The organism is Flavimobilis marinus (genome assembly GCF_900113055.1).
In the GTDB taxonomy this organism is placed as follows: domain Bacteria; phylum Actinomycetota; class Actinomycetes; order Actinomycetales; family Cellulomonadaceae; genus Flavimobilis; species Flavimobilis marinus.
Window position 1 is genome coordinate 44,657 of the sequence record NZ_FONZ01000004.1, and the last position, 18,586, is coordinate 63,242.

Here is an 18,586-nt window from a genome sequence, read left to right on the forward strand (position 1 = left end):
CGCGCCCGGGGTTCGTCGCGCCCGGCGCTCAGGCCTGGTCGTCCAGGTGGTAGCCCCGCGTCGTGAGGTGCTCCACGAGCTCGGCGCAGTGCTCGGTGCCCTTGGTCTCGACCTGCACCACGACCTCGACCTCGTCGATCGCCAGGTGCGGGCCGGTGCGCACGTGCTCGACGTGCATGACGTTGCCGCCCACGGCCGCGATGTCGAGCATGAAGTTCGCCAGGGCGCCGGGGCGGTCGAGCAGCCGCACGCGCAGCTGGAGGTAGCGCCCCGCGGAGGACAGCCCGTGCCGTACCACCCGGAGCAGCACGATCGGGTCGATGTTCCCGCCGGACAGCACGCACACGACCGGGCCCGCGAGGCCGGAGGAGTCCGCGATGAGCGCGGCCACACCGGCGCTCCCGCCCGGCTCCACCAGCAGCTTCGAGCGCTCGGCCAGGGCGAGGAGCGCGCGCGAGAGGTGCTCCTCGGTCACCGTGCGGACCTCGAAGCGACCGTCCGCCGCGCCCCGGGCGAGCACCTCGAAGGGGACGTCCCCGGGCTGCGCGACGGCGATCCCGTCGGCCATCGTGGAGCGGGCGTGCACCTTGAGCGGTGCGCCGGCCGCGAGGGACGGCGGGTACGCCGCCGCGCGCTCGGCCTGCACGCCGACGACGCGCACGTGCGGCGCGAGGTGCTCGAACGCGGCGACGAGCCCGGCCGCGAGCCCGCCCCCGCCCAGCGGGGCGAGCACGGTGCGGACGCCCGGGACCTGCGCGAGGATCTCGAGAGCGATCGTGCCCTGGCCCGCGACGATGTCCGCGTGGTCGAACGGGTGGATGAGCACCGCCCCCGTGGCCCGCGCGTCCTGGTGCGCCGCCGTGAGGGCGTCGTCGACGCTGGACCCGACGAGGCGGACCTCCGCGCCGTAGTCTCGCGTCGCGGCCACCTTGGGCAGCGCCGCGTCCGACGGCATGTAGACCACCGCGTGGATGCCGAGCTCCCGGGCGGCGAGCGCCACGCCCTGCGCGTGGTTGCCGGCGCTCGCGGCCACGACGCCGCGCTCCCGCTCGGCCGGGCTCAGGCGGGCCATGCGGACGTACGCCCCGCGCACCTTGAACGAGCCGGTGCGCTGCAGGTTCTCGCACTTGAGCAGCACCGGGACCCCGGCGAGCTCGGAGAGCGCCCGCGTGGTGGCGACGGGGGTGCGCTGCGCGACGCCGTCGAGCAGGCGCGCCGCCTCCTGCAGGTCCGCCAGGTCCACGGTCACTCTCGCGATCCGGTGTCAGGCTCTCCGGCGGACCGCCACGCATGCTCCTCGAGTGCGTCGACGTGGGCGGCCGTCTCCGGCGTCGGCCCCGCGACGACGACGGTGCGGGGCGCCGCGTCGACCGACTCCGCCCGGGGGGTCCGCCGCGGCGACCGGAAGATCAGATGGTCCCCGATCCCGAGGTCGGGGAACTTGTCCTTGCCGTGGAAGTACTGGATCACGGTGTTGAGCACCGCCACCACGGGCACGGCGAACAGCGCTCCGACGATCCCCGCGAGCATCGCCCCGCCGGTGACGACCAGCAGGACGGCCACCGGGTGCAGGGACACGGCGTGGCCCATGAGGAACGGCTGCAGCACGTTGCCCTCGATCTGCTGCACCAGCAGCACGATCCCGAGCATGATCAACGCGTACACCCAGCCCTTGACCACGAGGGCCACGGCCACGGCGATCGCGCCCGTCGCGATGGCCCCGACGAACGGGATGAAGGACCCGACGAACACCAGGGTGGCGAGGGGGAACGCGAGCGGCAGGCCGAGCACGGCCGCGCCCACGCCGATGCCGACCGCGTCGACGAACGCCACCAGGATCTGGGTGCGGACGTACGACGCGAGCGTGACGATGCCGCGCCGGCCCGCCTGGTGCACGTCCTCGCGCACATGGCGGGGGAGCAGCCCGACGACCCAGGTCCAGATCCGGCGGCCGTCGAGCAGGAAGAAGAAGGCGCAGAAGAGCGCGATGATCGTACCGGCCAGGACCTGGCCGACGGTCGTCGTGACGGACAGTGCACCCGAGACGAGCGTGCCCATGTTCTCCTCGGCGGCGGTCACGAGGTCGCCGAGGTACTCGTCGAGCTTGGCCTGCTCGACGTGGAACGGCGAGCCGGCCAGCCAGTCGAGGGCCTGCTGGAAGCCCTCCTGGGCCTTGGTGCTGAGGTCGCTGATGCCGTCGACGATCGAGGCGCCGGCGAGGGTGATGAGGGCGGCCACGAATCCGATCAGCCCGAGGACGGCGATCCCGGAGGCGAGCGCGCGCGGGAACCGGAGGCCGACGTGCAGGAGCCGCACGAGCGGCGCGAGCAGGACCGTGAACAGCAGCGCGACGGCCACCGGGATCGTCAGCGTCTTGAAGGTCGCGAGCACCCAGAGCCCGGCGACGACGGCCGCGGCGATGACGATCAGGCGCCAGGACCACGCGGCGGCGGCCTGGACGGACGGTGGCACGATGATCGGTCGCACCGGGGTCCCGGTGGCGGGCGCGCCCTCGTCGGTCGCGTCGGGTGCTTCGGTCACGTGTGCGCTCCACTCCTGGTCCGGGGCCTGCCAGGCTAGGCTACGGCCCCGGCGCCCGGGCGCGGGAACAGGCGTGCGGGCGGCGGTGTTGCCCTCGTGCGCGGCCGCGCCCGACGCGGCACCCGTCCAGCTCTGCCGCTGGTCTCGACGTCTCATGGAGGTGGCTCGTGTTCGAGTCGATGTTCGGTTCGCTCAAGTCGACGATGGTGGCCCCCGAGCGCGCGCTCGCCGGCCGCTCGCAGCCGATCTTCACCGTCCCGCCGACCCACGCCGTGCTCGGCACCCCGCTGCAGGGTCCGTGGCCCGAGGGCACGGCCGTCCTGTACCTGGGCCTGGGCTGCTTCTGGGGCGCCGAGAAGGAGCTCTGGCAGCTGCCCGGCGTCGTGACGACGGCAGCGGGGTACATGGGCGGCTTCACGCCGTACCCGACCTACGAGGAGACCTGCACCGGGCAGACCGGGCACACGGAGACGGTGCTGGTCGCCTACGACCCGAGCGTCCTGACGCACACGGACCTGCTGCGGCACTTCTGGGAGTCGCACGACCCGACGCAGGGCTTCCGGCAGGGCAACGACGTCGGCACCCAGTACCGCTCGGCCGTGTTCACGACGACGCCCGAGCAGGCCGAGGTCGCCCGCGCGACCCTGGCCGCGTTCCAGTCCTCGCTGAGCGAGCGCGGCTTCGGGACGATCACGACCGAGGTGCGCACGGCCGAGGAGGCCGGGCCGTTCTACTACGCCGAGGAGTACCACCAGCAGTACCTGCTGAAGAACCCGAACGGCTACTGCCCGGTGCACTCGACCGGCGTCGCCTGCCCCACCCCGGCCTGAAGCCCGGGGGCGGGGTCGGTCAGGGGTATAGACCCCGGGCCGTGTGGGCCGCCGCGACGCGGCCGACGCCGATGACCAGCGCCGCGTCGCGCAGCGTCAGGCCGTCGCGACGCGCCCGGTCGGAGACCTTGGCGTAGGCGCTGCGCATCCGGCGCTCGAGCTTCTCCTCGACCTCGTCGTCGTTCCACCAGTACGCCTGGTTCGCTTGCACCCACTCGAAGTAGGAGACGACGACGCCGCCCGCGTTGGCGAGGATGTCCGGCACCACGGTCACGCCGCGGCTGTGCAGCACGGCGTCGCCCTCGAGCGTCGTCGGGCCGTTGGCGCCCTCGACAACGAGCGACGCGCGCACCGTCTGGGCCGTCTGCGCGTTCAGCACACCCTCGACGGCGGCGGGCACGAGCACGTCGACGTCGGCCGCGAGCAGCTCGTCGCCGGTGATCGGGTCCGCCTCGTCGAACCCGACCACGCTCCCGGTCGCCGCGACGTGCTCGACCAGCCGCGCGACGTCGAGCCCGGTGTCGTTGCGGATCGCCCCGTACTGGTCGCTGACCGCCACGACGACCGCGCCCTCAGCCGCGAAGATCGCCGCGGCGTGGCCGCCGACCTTGCCGAAGCCCTGGATCGCCACGCGCGTGCCGGCGAGGTGCTCGCCGCGCTCGTGCAGCGCCGCGCGCGTGGCGTGCACGACGCCGCGGGATGTGGCGGTGGGACGGCCCACGGACCCGCCGAGGTTGAGCGGCTTGCCGGTGACCACGGCGGGCACGGTGTGCCCGGACGCGACCGAGTAGGTGTCGAGCACCCACGCCATGGTCTGCTCGTCGGTGCCGACGTCGGGCGCCATGATGTCCCGGTCCGGGCCGATGATCGGCATGATCTCGGACGTGTAGCGCCGCGTCACGCGCTCGAGCTCGGACCGGGAGAACTCGCGCGGGTCGATCGACACCCCGCCCTTGGCCCCGCCGAACGGCAGCTCGACGATCGCGCACTTCCACGTCATGAGCATGGCCAGCGCTCGCACCTCGTCGGCGTCGACGCCCGGGGCGTAGCGCAGCCCGCCCTTGCCTGGGCCGCGCGTGAAGTTGTGCTGCACGCGGTAGCCGTGGAAGACGACCGTGTCGCCGTCGTCGCGCCGCAGCGGGACCGAAACGCTCATCTCTCGGCGCGGGGTGGCGAGGTTCGCCTGCAGCCCGTCCGGGAGCTCCAGGTGCTCCGCCGCGAGCTTCAGCTGGGCCAGGGCGGTCGCGAGCGCCGGGGTGTCCGCCGCCTCCGGTTCCGCCGTCGTCGTCGCGCCGGTGGGCGCCTCGTGCGTGGGGGCTGTGGAGCCCTGATGCGTCGCGGTCACGTTCTCTCCCCATCGATGAGCCAGACCTTGGGCCCACCTTAACCAGCGAGCGCGTAACCGGCCGCCGCAGCGGCGAGACCGAGGACGAGGTGCGCCGCGAGACGGGCGAGCAGCCGTCCCCGGGCGCCGGCGCGCGCGTCGTCGGCGAGCTCGACCGCGACGGTCGAGAAGGTCGTCAGGCCGCCGGCGAGTCCCGCGCCCCCCACCAGGAGCCAGGTCTGGTCCCACCCGTGCACGGCGACGAGGGCGGCGAGGACGCCGAGCAGCGCCGAGCCGGCGACGTTCACGACGAGCGTCGCGGCCCCCGGGTGCACGAACCACCGTGCGCCGTACCGCGCGTGCAGCCGCGCGAGCGCACGGTTCTGGGCAAGCTCAACCAGCGCCCGCAGCACGGCACCGACTCCGGCGGCGAGCGCGACGGCGCACGCGAGCCCCGCGCTCACACGAGCCCCGCGCTCACGCGGCGTTCCCGCGCGCGTCCGGTGCCGCGACGCGCCCGCCGACGACGAGCCCCGCGCACGCGGCGAGCACGCCGACGACGACGGTGGCGACGAGGTAGCCGGCCGCGAGGACGACGTCGCCGTCGGCGACCAGCCGGTCGACCGCGTGCGTGACGGCGGAGAAGGTGGTGAAGCCGCCCAGCAGCCCGGTGCCCAGCAGCGGGCGTGCCCACGCGGGGGAGCGTCCGGGCCGGACCCACGCCGCGAGCAGGAGGCCGAGCGTGAACGCGCCGACGACGTTGATCGCCCAGGTGAGCCAGGGCGCGCCGGGTCCCTCGTGCGTCACGAGCAGCGCGCGGGTCAGGCCCCCCGCCGCGCCGCCCGCGAGGACGAGCAGCAGGGTGCGCGCCGTCCTCACGTGCTGGCCCGGACGACCAGCTCGGGGGGGAAGACGACGGTGGGGACGTCGCGCTTGCCCGACAGCAGCGTCAGCAGCTGCTCGACGGCGCACGAGGCCATCTCCACCACGGGGTTGCGGACGGTGGTCAGGGGCGGGGTCATGCTCGCGGCGACACCCAGGTCGTCGAACCCGACGACGGAGACGTCCTCGGGCACGCGGCGGCCGTGCGCGCGCAGGGCCTCGAGCGCACCGAGCGCCATGGAGTCCGACGCCGCGAAGACCGCGTCCAGGTCCGGGTGCACCGCGAGGAGGTCGGTCATCGCGCGGTGCCCGGACGCGACCGTGAACTCGCCGGACGCGAACGCGTCGGCCGGCAGCCCTGCGTCGGTCAGCACGTCGGACCACCCGTCGCGGCGGTCGAGCCCGGCGGCCATGTCTGCCGGCCCCGCGATGTGCGCGATGCGCGTGCGGCCCGTGTCGACCAGGTGCTGGACCGCCTGCCGGGCGCCCGCCCGGTTGTCGACGTCGGTGTAGATCAGTCCCTCGGTCGCTGCGAAGGGACGCCCCACGAACACGGCGGGGACCGGGCTCGCGAGGACTGCCTCCTCGAGGCCGTCCTCGCGGTGGTGGGACGCGATCACGACGCCGTCGACGTGGCCGGCACGCAGGTACCGCGCCAGGCGTCGGGGCGACTCGCCCGGCCGGGCGATGATGAGCAGCAGCTGCAGGTCCGTCGCGGCGAGCGCAGCACCGACCCCGCGCAACGTGCCGCCGATGAACGGGTCGGACAGCACGCGCTCGTCAGGCTCGGGGACGACGAGGGCGATCGAGTCGGTCCGGCGGGTGACGAGCGAGCGCGCCGCCCGGTTCGGCACGTAGCCGAGCCGGGCGGCGGCGTCGTCGACGGCGGCCTGGGCCTGGGGGGAGACGCGGGCGCCCCCGTTGAGCGCGCGGGAGGCCGTGGAGCGGGAGACTCCCGCGGCGGCGGCGACCTCATCGAGGGTCGGCTGCGCGGTGGCAGAGATCGTGGTCACGTGGACATCTTTCCACCGCGCAGCGGCTTCCTCAGCGCCCGGAGGTCCCCCGGGCCGGGACGACGTTGGTGCGGGCGACCTCGGAGAACCACTTGCCGCTCGCCTTGACCGTGCGTTCCTGCGTCTCGAAGTCGACGCGCACGATGCCGAACCGCTGGTGGTAGCCCCACGCCCACTCGAAGTTGTCGAGCAGCGACCAGGCGAAGTACCCGCGCACGTCGGCACCGGCCTCCATCGCGTCCCGCACAGCACGCAGGTGCACGTCGTAGAACTCGAGGCGGTCCGTGTCCTCGACGTAGCCGTGGGCGTCGGGGACGTCGTCGTACGCGCAGCCGTTCTCGGTGATGTACAGCGCCGTGCCGGCCGGACCTGTGTACTCCTCCTGCAGGCGGAGCAGCAGTCGCGTCATGCCCTCGGGCTGCACCTCCCACTGCTGCGCCGTGTGCGGCAGGCCGCGGTTGCGGCCGTGGATGCCGTGCGCGGCGGCGTGCGGGGACTGCGTGGGGCGCTCGACGGGGGCGGACCCCTGCAACGGCTCGGGGTACGCCCGGTAGGAGACCTCCTCGCCGTGGTAGTAGTTCACGCCGAGCGCGTCGATCGGGCTCGAGATCGCCGCCATGTCGCCGTCCTGGATCTTCTCCTCGAAGCCGCTCCGCAGGCCCTCGGCCTCGAGGTCCTCGAGCAGGTCCAGCGGATAGGCACCGCGGAAGATCGGGTCGGCGAACAGACGGTTGAACTGCCCGTCGATCCGGCGAGCCGCGTCCACGTCCCGCGGGTCGGCCGGGTCGACCGGGTCTGCCACCGTGAAGTTCAGCGTGATGCCGAGCTCGGCCTGCGGCTGACGCTGACGCAGCTCCTGGACGACCAGCCCGTGCCCGAGCAGCTGGTGGTGCGCGGCCGCCAGTGCCTTGCCGTAGTCGCGGTCACCGGGAGCGTGCGTGCCGCCGCCGTAGCTGAGCATCGAGGAGCACCACGGCTCGTTGAGCGTGGTCCACACCGACACGCGGTCCTGGAGGGCCTCGTGCACCGCGAGGGAGTAGTCGACGAACTTGAGCGCGGTGTCCCGGTTGCCCCAGCCGCCGCTCGCCTCGAGGGACTGGGGGTGGTCCCAGTGGAACAGGGTGACCCAGGGCAGGATGTCCCGCTCGAGCAACGTGTCCACGAGCCGCGAGTAGTAGTCGAGGCCCTTCGGGTTGACGGGGCCGGCGTCGGGGCAGACGCGGGCCCACGAGATCGAGAAGCGGTACGCGCCGAGGTTCATCGAGCGCATGAGGTCCGCGTCCTCGACGTAACGGTGGTACTGGTCGCACGCGACCTCGCCGTCGTGGCCCGAGAGGACGGCCCCGGGCACGCGGGTGAAGGCGTCCCAGACGCTGTCGGTGCGTCCGTCCTCGTGCGCGGCGCCCTCGACCTGATAGCTCGAGGTGGCCGCGGCCCAGAGGAAGCCGTCGGGGAAGGGGACCGCGTCGGTGCTGGCGAGGTGCTTGCCCTGCGTGTACGCGGCCGGGTGGGGGTTGTGCGTCGCGCTCGGCTGCTGCTGCGTCGACTGTGCTGAGGGGGTCATCCCTTGACTGCTCCTGCCATGATTCCGGAGACGAGCTGCTTACCTGCGAAGACGAACACCACGAGCAGCGGGAGCGTGGAGAGCAGGACGCCGGCCATGATCAGCGAGTAGTCCTGGAAGTAGCTGGACTGGAGCTGGCGCACGACCATGGGCAGCGTGGGGTTCTGGTTGTTGAGGATGATCGACGGCCAGAAGTAGTTGGTCCAGCTGCCGATGAATGTGAACAGGGCGAGCATCGCGGCCGCAGGGCGCGCGGCAGGCATCGCGACGTGCCAGAAGGTGCGGATCATCGACGCGCCGTCCACGCGGGCGGCCTCGATGAGCTCGTAGGGCAAGGCGTTCTCGAGGAACTGGGTCATCCAGAACACGCCGAACGCCGTGACGATGCCGGGCACGATCACCGCGGCGAGGTGCCCGGACCAGCCGATGTCCCGCATCACGATGAAGAGCGGGACGACACCCAGTTGGGTCGGGATCGCCATGGTCGCCACGACGAACACGAGCAGCGGCTTGCGGCCACGGAAGCGCAGCTTGGCGAACGAGTAGCCAGCCAGCGTGGAGAACATCACGACGGCCGCAACCTGCACGAGCGCGACGATGAACGAGTTCACGACGCCCTTGACCAGGGGGATGTCCGAGTTCAGTACGCGCTGCACGTTGTCCATGAGCAGGCCGTCCGGGATCAGGTCCGGGATCGGGTGCTGCGAGATCGTCACCTGGTCGCTCGAGGCGAGCAGGAACGTGTAGTAGATCGGGTAGGCCGAGATCAGCAGCACGGTGCCGAGGATCAGGTAGGTCACCCAGCCGGGGCGGCGGTTGGTGCCGGCGGCCTTGACCTTGCGGCGGCGGGCCGCGACGCGTGCGGCGCCGGGTCCGGCCGTCTGTGCGATGACGGGCAGCGAGCTCATCGGATCCTCCTGAGGGCCGGCGTCGCGCGGCGGGCGGCGCGGGTGCCGGCGGACGAGATGCGGTTGGTGAGCCAGAAGTTCAGGAGTCCGATCACGATGATGATCGCGAACAGGATCAAGGCGACGGCGCTCGCGCGCCCGAAGCTCTTCTGGTTGCCCCAGCCGAGGTTGTAGAGGTAGAGGGTGACGGTCAGCCACTGGCCGCTCGCGCCTCCGCGGCCCTCGCTGTCGAACACGCGGACCTCGTCGAAGATCTGCAGGCCGCCGATCGTCGAGGTGATAACGACGAAGATGATGGTCGCGCGCAGCTGCGGGACGGTCACGGAGAAGAACTGGCGGACTCGGCCGGCGCCGTCGAGCGTCGCGGCCTCGTAGAGGTCGCGCGGGACGGCCTGCATCGCAGCGAGGAAGATCAGCGCGTTGTAGCCGGTCCAGCGGAAGTTGACCATGCTCGCGATCGCGAGGTGGCTCGGCAGGGTCTCGGAGTGCCACATGATCGGGTCCATGCCGATGGCGCCGAGGAGCTCGTTGATCGCGCCGTACTGGTCGCCGAACATGCGGGAGAAGATCAGGCCGACGGCGACGGGAGCGACGACGTACGGCAGCAGGACACCCATGCGCCAGAACGTCTTCGCACGGAGGTTCGCGTCGAGCATCGCGGCGATGATGATCGCGGCGAGCACCTGCGGCACGGACGACAGCAGGAAGATGGAGAAGGTGTTGCGCAGCGCGAGCCAGAAGGAGTCCTGACCGAGGACGTCGCGGAAGTTCTGCAGGCCGACGAACTCGCCCTGGCCGGTAAGCAGGTGCCAGTCGTGCAACGACACGTACACCGTGTACAGGAACGGGAACAGGCCCGTCAGGGCGAACAGCAGGAAGAACGGCGAGATGTACAGGTACGGCGAGAGCTTCAGGTCCCAGCGGCCGAGCTTCTGGCTGAACGCGATGCGTCGCGGGGGTCGGTCGGGGTCCGGCTGCGGCGTGGCCTGCAGCGGCTGTGGGGTCAGGACGGCCATGGGAGTTCCTTCGGATCGGGCTGGTGCCACGCGCCGCGTGGCGCCAGGGGGGAGAAACCCTGGCGCCACGCGACGGCGTCGGAGGTCAGGTCAGGCTCAGAAACCGAGCTCCTCGAAGGTGGAGATGGCGCCGTTCCAGGCGGTCTCCGGGTCCTCAGACTTGTCCACGTCCACGCGGGTGATGGCGTCTTGGACGGCCTGGTGGATGGCGAAGTAGTTCGCACCCTTGAACGGGAGCGAGTCCGCCGTCAGCGCCTGTGCCCGCGAGGAGAAGATCGTCCCCATCGGAGCGTCGTTGAAGAAGTCGTTCGTGGCGGCCGTGACCGACTCGGACTTCTGCGCCTCGAGCTGGCTCGGGAACGTGCCGGCGTTGTCGAACGCCTTGGCCTGCTGCTCCGGAGCGGTCAGCCAGTCGGCGAGCTTGATGGCCTCGTCGACGTTCTTGCCGTTCGCGGGGACGGTCAGGTACGAGCCGCCCCAGTTGCCGCCGCCGCCGGGGAAGACGTCAGCGATGTCCCAGCCCTCGATGCCGCCGGCGCGCTCCTCGATCGGACCGAGCATCCACGCGGGGCAGAGCATCGTCGCGAAGCCGTCGTTCTGGAACGCGGCGTCCCAGTCGCCGCTCCACTGGTTCATGCCACCCGACAGGTCCTTGGCGGCCGCGAGGACGTCGAGGTACAGGCCCTTGACCTCCTGGTTCGCGGCGAGGTCGGTGGGCTCGCCCGTGGCGGGGTCCTCGTACGCGGCGGCGACCTGGCCGATCATGCCCTGGAACGTCGCGTTGGCGGAGTCGAACCAGGCCGCGTCGGACTTGGCGACGAAGTCGCGCCCGGCGGAGAAGTAGTCCTCCCACGTGGCGTCGGCGCCGCCGAGGAGCTCGGCGACCTCGTCGCGGTCGGTGGGCAGGCCGGCCTCCTTGAACAGGTCGGAGCGGTAGCAGATGGCCTCGGGGCCGATGTCGGTGCCGTAGCCGATGAGCTTGCCGTCCGGCGTGCGGCCCTGGGCTTCCTTCCAGTCCAGCCAGCGGCCCTTGATGGAGTCCGTCTCGAGGTCGGCGAACGAGTCGGGGACCTGGGAGAGCTCGGGCATCCAGTCGATCTCGATGCCCTCGATGTCGGCGAGACCGTCGCCGCCCGAGGCGATGCGCGTGGTCAGGTTGGCGCGCGCGTCCTTCGACTCCGCAGCGCGGTTGTGCACGATCGTGACGTTCGGGTTCGCGTCCATGTACTCCTGGAGGAGCTCGTCCGTGTAGCCGAAGTCGTTGAAGGTCGCGACGGTGAGCGTGATCTTCTCGCCGCTGCCGCCCGCGGTGCTGCCGCCCGGCGTCGTCGTGCCGCTGCTGTCGTCCGAGCAGGCCGTGAGGGTCAGGGCGAGCGCCGCGACGCCCACCGCCGCCGTCCACGTCCTGGGAATGTTCCTGCGCACTGGTGACTCCTTCGTCCCCGACCGGCGTCGTCGCCGGATCGTCTGCGGGTGCGGTCTCGGTCGAGCCGCACGTGGCCTGGAAACGCTTCCATACCGATGGAGTGGAAGCGTTCCCACGCGCCTGGTGACCGATCGTGCCCGGGGTGTGGGAGCGCTGTCAAGGCCGCCATGGACCGATGCGGGGAAACCCCGCAGGATGCCGCCGAGCCGTCACCGTAACGTGATCGAAACGTGACCCAGGGCACGTTTCGGGGCGCCCCGACCGCGCTGCCGAAGGCGCGCCGCGCTCCAACGGCCACGCGCGACAGCCAGGCCGCAAAGGCGCGAGCCCGATAGCTGGGCCCCGAATCCGACACGAGGTGCTGTCGGAGTCGGGTGGCGACTATCGGACTCGGCGGTGCTTGGGCGGGCGCCCGGGGTGCCAAGCGCGCGGGTGCTCAGCCGGTCGGGTCAGGCATCGCCGAGGTTGTGGCGCTCGATCCACGCCGCCGTGGCGTCTTTCTCGAGCGTGATCGTGCGGACGATCTGCTCGGCGGCCGACTTCTCGATGGCCGCGCCGAACAGGGGGACCGACGCCTTGAGCTCGCCGTCGTACCGGAGCACCGCGCCGTCCGGGGATGCCTCGAGGAGCAGCGTGCCGGTGAGCCGCACGGGCGTGCCCGTGATCTCGAGGACCACGGTGCCGGTGCGTCGGTCACCGGACTGCGGCTCCCACGCCTCGACCTGCCGGATCTCGAGCCTGTCGCCGACGAATGCCCGCGCCTGCGCGGGGATCTGGTCCGACGGCACCGAGCGGCGGACCGTCACCGTGAAGCTGGAGTCCGGGCTGCCCGTGACGAGGGCGTCGTCCACGCGCGCCCCGGTGGCCGAGGCACGGTGCGCGACGAAGTCGGCGTCGGAGAGCAGGCGGCCCGCCGCGGTGACGTCGAGCGGCAGCGTCTGCTCGTGGTGCAGGTGCACGGTTCCTCCGGGGCGGTGCTGGCGGGTGCGGTCGATGTCGAGACTAGCGCTCCAGGAGTGTGCGCGCCCTCGTAGGCTGGGGCGGTGTCCGCGATGAGTGAGCTGATCTCCCGCCACGCCGAGCTCTCGGAGCCCGACGTCAACTGGCTGCAGCTGCTGGTCGGTGACTGGCAGGTGATCTCCGACCTCGCCTTCGCCGACCTGGTGCTGTGGCTCCCGGCTGCCGATGGGGAGTTCGTGGCGATCGCCCACTGCCGACCGAGCACCGGTGCGACCGTGCACTACGACGACATCGTCGGCTCGCTCGCGCAGGAGGGGCAGCGGTTGCAGCTGGCCCGGGCCCTGAGCGAGGTGCGCTCCCAGCGCGAGCGCGAGCCGCGCTGGCTCGGCACGTTCGCCGTGCGCGAGGACGCCATCCCGGTCGTGCACGACGGGCACCCGATCGCCGTCCTCGTGCGGCAGACCTACCTGGGGTCGGGGCGCACACCGAGCCGGCTGGAGCTCAACTACGTCGAGGCGGCCGAGGGCCTGCTGGGGATGATCTCGCGCGGCGAGTTCCCGCACCCGGACTCGTCGGCAGGGCCGCGCCGCGGCGCGCCCCGCGTCGGCGACGGCCTGGTGCGGCTGAACTCCGAGGGCGAGGTGCTCTACGCGAGCCCGAACGCGCTGTCGGGCTTCCACCGCCTCGGCGTGATCGGCCCGCTCGTGGGCGAGTCGCTGGTCGAGGTCACGGCTGCGCTGATCGAGCAGCGCGCCCCGGTCGACGAGTCGCTGCCCGTGGTGATGATGGGACGTGCGCCCTGGCGCACCGAGGTGGAGTCCGCCAAGGTCTCGCTCTCGGTGCGCTCGCTGCCGATCACCGAGGACGGGCGGCGCATGGGCGCGGTGCTGCTGTGCCGCGACGTCACCGAGGTGCGGCGGCGCGAGCGCGACCTCATCACCAAGGACGCGACGATCCGGGAGATCCACCACCGGGTGAAGAACAACCTGCAGACCGTCGCGGCGCTGCTCCGCCTGCAGGCGCGCCGCATGAACGTGCCCGAGGCCAAGGAGGCGCTCGAGGAGGCCATGCGCAGGGTCGCCACCATCGCGCTGGTGCACGAGAGCCTCTCGCAGACGCTCGACGAGGAGGTCGAGTTCGACGGGATGGTGGGCCGGGCGCTCCGGCTCGCGGCCGACGTCGCGTCCGCCGGGACCCAGGTGCGGACGGTGTCGACGGGATCGTTCGGGAAGGTCCCGGCCGAGGACGCGACCGCGCTAGCGCTGGTCCTGACCGAGCTGGTGACCAACGCCGTCGAGCACGGCTTCGAGGGGCGCGCTGTGGGGACCGTGCAGATTGATGCCGCCCGGGAGGGGGCGCACCTCGAGATCACGATCACCGACGACGGCGTGGGGCTGCCGGCCGAGCAAGGGCCCGGCTCTGGCCTGGGCTCGCAGATCGTGCGCACGCTCGTCACGAACGAGCTGCGGGGAAGCATCACGTGGGGCGAGAACCCGGGCGGCGGCACCGTGGTCGCGATCGGCGTCGACCTGCGCGACCCCAAGCGGGAGTAGGCCGCCAGCGTCGGACACCCGACGCCGGACGCACGAAGGGCCGGCACCGTGCGGTGCCGGCCCTTCGCGGGTGGTGTGTGTGCGGGACTCAGCTCGCGCGACGGGCGCGGGCGGTGCGGCGCTTGAGGGCGCGGCGCTCGTCCTCGGACAGGCCGCCCCAGACGCCCGCGTCCTGACCGGACTCGAGCGCCCACTTGAGGCAGGTGTCCACGACGTCGCAGCGACGGCAGACAGCCTTTGCGTCCTCGATCTGCAGCAGTGCCGGCCCGGTGTTCCCGATGGGGAAGAACAGCTCGGGGTCTTCGGTCAGGCAGGCTGCGCGGTGACGCCAATCCATGGGGGTCTCCTTGGGCACGGGTCAAGCCACGATGCGGGGGAGCAGGGCTTGGCCGAGGTGTTGACGAAAATGGGCCTCACCAAGGTTCACACCTGGCAGGTCGGAGCACAAGGGTCGCCCCGAGGATTTCTGTCGCCCTGACGTGAGGTATTTGTCACACGGAGTTTGCTTGACAGTCATCTTCTAGGGTATGGAGCGTGTCGCGTAGGGTGTGGGCGTGCCGACCCCCACCTCCCCGCGCCGACTCCCGCCCCTGCTGATCGTCGTCCTCGCCGGGCTCGCTCTGGAGGTCGTGGCGCTGGTCGTGGCGGGCGGCGCCGCCGTCGTCGACCTGGTCGCCGGGAACGGCCGCGTGGGGGTCGGCCTGTTCCTCGCGGCGTTCGCGTGGGGGCTGGCCGCGATCCTCGTCGCCTGCGCGCGGTCGCTCGTCGCGGGTCACCGCGGCGCGCGCTCACCCGTGATCACCTGGCAGCTGTTCCAGCTCGTGATCGCCGGGACCTGGCTCCAGGAGAGCGTGTCGGTCCCGCCGCTCCTGCTCGGAGGCGTCGCCGTCGTCGTCCTGGTCGGGATGCTCACCCCTGCGGTCGTGGAGGCGACCACCCGCTCGGCACGCCCCGCCGTCGACGACGACGCCGCCTGAGCACGCCCGACCACCAGACGGATCCCGACGCCCGAGGGCCGGTCGCGGTGGCCCCTGCGCACCACGACCGGCCCTGAGCGTGCCGTCGATGTCGATCAGTCGACGGCGAGCGCCTCCACGGGGGAGGTGCGGACCGCGCGCCGTGCCGGGAGCACCGAGGCGCCGAGCCCGGCCGCGAGGCCGACCAGGAGGACGAGCCCGAGGTCCCGCCACGGGACCGCGAGCCGGACGTCGCCGATCAGCCCGAGGGCCGCCGTCGTGCCGATCCAGCCGTACGCGAGGCCGAGCGCGATGCCGAGCACCGACCCGACGAGGGTGATCAGGAGGCCCTCGATGGCGAGGCTCGAACGGAGCTGCTTCTTGGTCAGCCCGATCGCGCGCAACGTCGCGCTCTCCCGCTGCCGCTCGATCACCGACAGGGACAGCGTGTTGGTGACGCCGATCAGCGCGATGACGACGGCCACGGCGAGCAGCCCGACGACGATCGCGAGCATCGTGTCGATCACGCGCTCGAGCGCGGCGCGCTCGACGGCCACGCCGGAGACATAGACGCCGGACTCGCTCACGGCCTCCTGGATCTCCTTGGTCGCCGTGCCCTCGTCGGCGTCCTCGGTGAGGCCCGCCCACGCACCGTCGATCGCGGTCGCCTGGGTCAGCCGGTCGAGGGTTGTCAGGGTGACGACGGGCCCGCGGTAGGCGACGTCCGACTCGTGCACCGTGAGCGTCACCTGTTCGGCACCCGCCTCGAGGTCCGCGGCCGCGGTCGGGACGGGCCCCGCCGGCAGCAGGGTGAACGACGTGGCGGCACCCTCGACGATGTTGGCCGCCTCCATGTCGCTCGCGACCATGAGCACGGTCGAGTCGTCGAGGTCGGCGAGGGCGTCGACGGCGTGGAACGCCGCACGGGCCTTCTCCGGGTCGACCCCCACGAGCTCGGTGATCGTGCCCCGCCGGTCGTCCCACGTCAGGCCGATCGAGAACGGCGCGACCGTGTCGACGCCCTCCACCGCGGCAACCTGCTCGACCAGCGTCGGCTCGAGGCTCGCGTCGATCACGCTCGCGTCCTCCCAGGAGACGGCGGCCCCGCCTTCGATCGAGACGTCCATCGGGTACTGCGAGTCCAGCTCGGCGGTCAGGGCGCTGCGCGCGCTCGCGGCACCGGTGGACATGGTGACCACGAGGGTCACGCCGATCAGCAGAGCCGTGCTGGTCGCCGCGGTGCGCCGGGGGTTGCGCAGGGTGTTCGCGGCCGCCAGGCGGGCCGTGGGGCCGCCGCGGGCGACGAGCCGTCCGACGGCCCCCGCGACCTTGGGCACCCAGAAGCCGGTGCTGACCAGGACGCCGACGACGGACAGCGCACCGCCTCCGAACGCGATGAGCAAGCCCATCTCCGCGCCGCCGATCCGGGTCGTGGCGATGCCGAGGCCCATGAAGCCGATGCCCGCGAGGATCAGGAGCGCCGAGATGACGATGCCGATGCGCCCGGACCTGCTGCGGACCGTCGGCGGGTCGAGCGGGCGCAGCGCAGCCAGCGGAGACGTGCGGCTCGCCGCTCGCGCGGGAGCGAGCGCAGCGATGGTCGTCACGAGCAGGCTGGCGAGCAGCGGTACCACCACGACGGTCGGTGTCACCTCGATCCAGGCAGGCAGCGGAACGTCGAGGTCCATCGATCCCAGGATGCTGAGGGACGCCTGGGCGACCCCGGCACCGACGAGCAGGCCGAGCACGCCGGCGGCGAGCCCGAGCAGGCTCGCCTCGAGCAGCACCGACAGCCGGAGCTGGCGCTTGTTCGCTCCGACGCAGCGCAGCAGCGCGAGGGTGCGGGCGCGCTGGGCGACCAGCACCTGGAAGGTGTTGGAGATGACGAGCCCGGCGACCAGCAACGACAGGGCTGCGAACCCGAGCACGACGGCGGTCATGACGTCCTCGCCGCCGGTGAACTCGGCCGCGAGGCCGCGCGCGTACTCGTCTCGCGTCAGCACCTGTGCCTGGGGCCCGAGCGCTGCGCCGAGCATCGTCTGGATCTCGCGCTGGACCTCCGTCGTGTCGGCCGAGTCGGAGACTGCGACGCTCGCGTGCCAGGCGGCGCTGACCATCGCGTCGTTCACGTTCCAGGAGAGCAGCTCCTCGGCGGTGGCGACGGCGGCGCCGCTCTGGGAGGCGTAGGCGTTGTAGGGGTCGTCGAGCAGGCCGACGATCTCGACCCGGCGAACCTCGGTGCGGTAGGCCTCGTCCTCCCAGATGTCGATGGTGACCGCGAGCTCGTCGCCGACGACGGCGCCCACCCGCTCGGCGAAGGACACGGGCAGGGCGATCTCGCCCGGTGCGGCCGGTGCGCGGCCCGCGCTCACGGTCTGCGCGTCGAGCGACGGGTCGCCCTTGGTCGCGACGGCGTAGAGGTAGGTGTTGGTCGCCCCGAAGGTGACCTCTTGGTACGTCTCGTGGTGCGCGCCGACGGCGGCGACGCCGTCGAGAGCGGCCACGGCCTCGAGGTCGCGCTCGGCCAGGCCCTCGGCGGTCATGTCCGCGTCGATGACGAGGTCAGCCTTGCCCCACGCGGCGCTCAGCGCGTCGTAGGTCCCGCGCTGGATGGCGTTCCCGGCCAGCAGGGTGGCGGCGACGAAGGCGGCGCCGAGGGCGATCGCGATGCCGGCGGCGGTGAGTCTGCCGACGGAGCGGCGCATCTGGGCCAGGGTGAGGCGGATCATCGGGTGGCCTCGGTGGGGGCCTCGACGGTGCGCAGGGCGTCGAGGCCGGCCAGGACGGCTTCGGGGGTGGGGTCGGAGATGTCGCCGGCGATGCGGCCGTCGGCGATGAGCACGACGCGGTCGGCGTAGGCGGCGGCGGCGGGGTCGTGGGTGACCATGATGATGGTGCGCCCGAGCTCGCGCACGGAGCGGCGCAGGAAGCTGAGGACCTCGGCGCCGGAGCGGGAGTCGAGGTTGCCGGTGGGTTCGTCGGCGAAGACGACCTCGGGCTGGGCGATCAGGGCGCGGGCGATGGCCACGCGTTGCTGCTGGCCGCCGGAGAGCTCGGAGGGGCGGTGGGTGAGGCGGTCGCGCAGGCCGAGGGTGTCGACGAGGGTGGCCAGCCACGCGCGGTCGACCTTGGCGTTGCCCAGGTCCAGGGGCAGGACGATGTTCTGCTCGGCGGTGAACATGGGCAGGAGGTTGAAGGACTGGAAGACGAAGCCGACGCGGGTGCGGCGCAGCTCGGTGACGGCGTTGTCGCCCAGGGCGGTGATCTCGGTCTCGCCGAGGAACGCTTGGCCGCTGGTGGCGGTGTCGAGGCCGGCGAGCAGGTGCATGAGGGTGGACTTGCCCGAGCCGGAGGGGCCCATGATGGCGGTGAAGCGTCCGGCCGCGAAGTCCACGTCGACGTTGTCCAGGGCGATGACGGCGGCTTCGCCGGTGCCGTAGACCTTGGTCAGGGCGCGGGCGCGCACGGCGGTCCCGGTCGCGGTGGGCTGGTAGACGGTGGTGTCCATGAGGGTCCTTCGATCGACGTCGTGCACGGTCCTGCGCACGTTCTCGACGCTACGGACCGAGGCCAGCTGCTCGCATCGGGCTCCGGGCGGGTCCTGCGCGCGCTG

General features: G+C 72.3%; 17 protein-coding genes. 3 read left to right on the forward strand and 14 right to left on the reverse strand.

The window, feature by feature from the left end; translation table 11 throughout:
- Positions 1-28 precede the first annotated feature (28 nt).
- Together ilvA and BMZ30_RS11225 are read right to left on the reverse strand one after the other, a co-directional pair.
- A complete protein-coding gene (gene ilvA, locus BMZ30_RS11220; protein ID WP_373296876.1) occupies positions 29-1,249 on the reverse strand; it encodes a threonine ammonia-lyase in 1,221 nt (406 codons plus the stop codon).
- Positions 1,246-2,541 (reverse strand): AI-2E family transporter, encoded by a 1,296-nt coding sequence (locus BMZ30_RS11225; RefSeq protein WP_373296875.1) that lies wholly within the window; start codon positions 2,539-2,541, stop codon positions 1,246-1,248. The genes ilvA and BMZ30_RS11225 overlap by 4 nt, the downstream gene beginning before the upstream one ends.
- Positions 2,542-2,720: 179 nt before the next feature.
- On the opposite strand from BMZ30_RS11225, the gene msrA reads away from it, so the two are divergent.
- Entirely contained in the window at positions 2,721-3,371 is a 651-nt protein-coding gene (gene msrA, locus BMZ30_RS11230) for a peptide-methionine (S)-S-oxide reductase MsrA (RefSeq protein ID WP_229828883.1), read from the forward strand.
- Between the two features lie 19 nt (positions 3,372-3,390).
- Here msrA and BMZ30_RS11235 read toward each other — a convergent pair whose 3' ends face one another.
- The 9 genes from BMZ30_RS11235 to BMZ30_RS11275 all read right to left on the reverse strand — a co-directional run bounded on the left by BMZ30_RS11235 (position 3,391) and on the right by BMZ30_RS11275 (position 12,463).
- Positions 3,391-4,716, reverse strand: a complete 1,326-nt coding sequence (locus tag BMZ30_RS11235; protein WP_093378783.1) for a Glu/Leu/Phe/Val family dehydrogenase — start codon at positions 4,714-4,716, stop codon at positions 3,391-3,393.
- A gap of 38 nt (positions 4,717-4,754) precedes the next feature.
- Entirely contained in the window at positions 4,755-5,159 is a 405-nt protein-coding gene (locus BMZ30_RS11240) for a FluC/FEX family fluoride channel (protein WP_093378786.1), read from the reverse strand.
- A 13-nt stretch (positions 5,160-5,172) separates the two neighbouring features.
- The gene (locus BMZ30_RS11245) at positions 5,173-5,574 is read right to left on the reverse strand and encodes a fluoride efflux transporter FluC (RefSeq protein WP_177191358.1); all 402 of its coding nucleotides are present in this window, start codon (positions 5,572-5,574) and stop codon (positions 5,173-5,175) included.
- A complete protein-coding gene (locus BMZ30_RS11250; protein WP_093379197.1) occupies positions 5,571-6,581 on the reverse strand; it encodes a LacI family DNA-binding transcriptional regulator in 1,011 nt (336 codons plus the stop codon). Before BMZ30_RS11250 ends, BMZ30_RS11245 begins: the two co-directional genes overlap by 4 nt.
- Positions 6,582-6,621: 40 nt before the next feature.
- Positions 6,622-8,154, reverse strand: a complete 1,533-nt coding sequence (locus tag BMZ30_RS11255; protein ID WP_093378792.1) for a GH1 family beta-glucosidase — start codon at positions 8,152-8,154, stop codon at positions 6,622-6,624.
- A complete protein-coding gene (locus BMZ30_RS11260; protein ID WP_093378795.1) occupies positions 8,151-9,062 on the reverse strand; it encodes a carbohydrate ABC transporter permease in 912 nt (303 codons plus the stop codon). The genes BMZ30_RS11255 and BMZ30_RS11260 overlap by 4 nt, the downstream gene beginning before the upstream one ends.
- Positions 9,059-10,078 carry a carbohydrate ABC transporter permease gene (locus BMZ30_RS11265; protein ID WP_093378797.1) on the reverse strand — a complete coding sequence of 340 codons (1,020 nt, stop codon included), beginning with the start codon at positions 10,076-10,078 and terminating at the stop codon, positions 9,059-9,061. The genes BMZ30_RS11260 and BMZ30_RS11265 overlap by 4 nt, the downstream gene beginning before the upstream one ends.
- A gap of 96 nt (positions 10,079-10,174) precedes the next feature.
- Positions 10,175-11,503, reverse strand: a complete 1,329-nt coding sequence (locus BMZ30_RS11270; RefSeq protein ID WP_093378800.1) for an ABC transporter substrate-binding protein — start codon at positions 11,501-11,503, stop codon at positions 10,175-10,177.
- 450 nt (positions 11,504-11,953) lie between these two features.
- A complete protein-coding gene (locus tag BMZ30_RS11275; protein ID WP_177191359.1) occupies positions 11,954-12,463 on the reverse strand; it encodes a DUF2505 domain-containing protein in 510 nt (169 codons plus the stop codon).
- Positions 12,464-12,556: 93 nt separating this feature from the next.
- Here BMZ30_RS11275 and BMZ30_RS11280 point away from each other — a divergent pair, with 93 nt between their 5' ends.
- Positions 12,557-14,017, forward strand: a complete 1,461-nt coding sequence (locus BMZ30_RS11280; protein WP_093379203.1) for a sensor histidine kinase — start codon at positions 12,557-12,559, stop codon at positions 14,015-14,017.
- An 88-nt stretch (positions 14,018-14,105) separates the two neighbouring features.
- On the opposite strand, the gene BMZ30_RS11285 is transcribed toward BMZ30_RS11280, so the two are convergent.
- On the reverse strand, positions 14,106-14,354 hold the full coding sequence (locus BMZ30_RS11285) for a WhiB family transcriptional regulator (protein WP_093378802.1): 249 nt from the start codon (positions 14,352-14,354) through the stop codon (positions 14,106-14,108).
- Between the two features lie 217 nt (positions 14,355-14,571).
- Here BMZ30_RS11285 and BMZ30_RS11290 point away from each other — a divergent pair, with 217 nt between their 5' ends.
- Complete coding sequence (locus tag BMZ30_RS11290; protein ID WP_143073194.1) at positions 14,572-14,994, forward strand: hypothetical protein; 423 nt, start codon at positions 14,572-14,574, stop codon at positions 14,992-14,994.
- Positions 14,995-15,089: 95 nt separating this feature from the next.
- Here BMZ30_RS11290 and BMZ30_RS11295 read toward each other — a convergent pair whose 3' ends face one another.
- Positions 15,090-17,702 carry an FtsX-like permease family protein gene (locus BMZ30_RS11295; protein WP_093378807.1) on the reverse strand — a complete coding sequence of 871 codons (2,613 nt, stop codon included), beginning with the start codon at positions 17,700-17,702 and terminating at the stop codon, positions 15,090-15,092.
- Entirely contained in the window at positions 17,699-18,481 is a 783-nt protein-coding gene (locus BMZ30_RS11300; RefSeq protein WP_093378809.1) for an ABC transporter ATP-binding protein, read from the reverse strand. The genes BMZ30_RS11295 and BMZ30_RS11300 overlap by 4 nt, the downstream gene beginning before the upstream one ends.
- Positions 18,482-18,586: the final 105 nt, after the last annotated feature.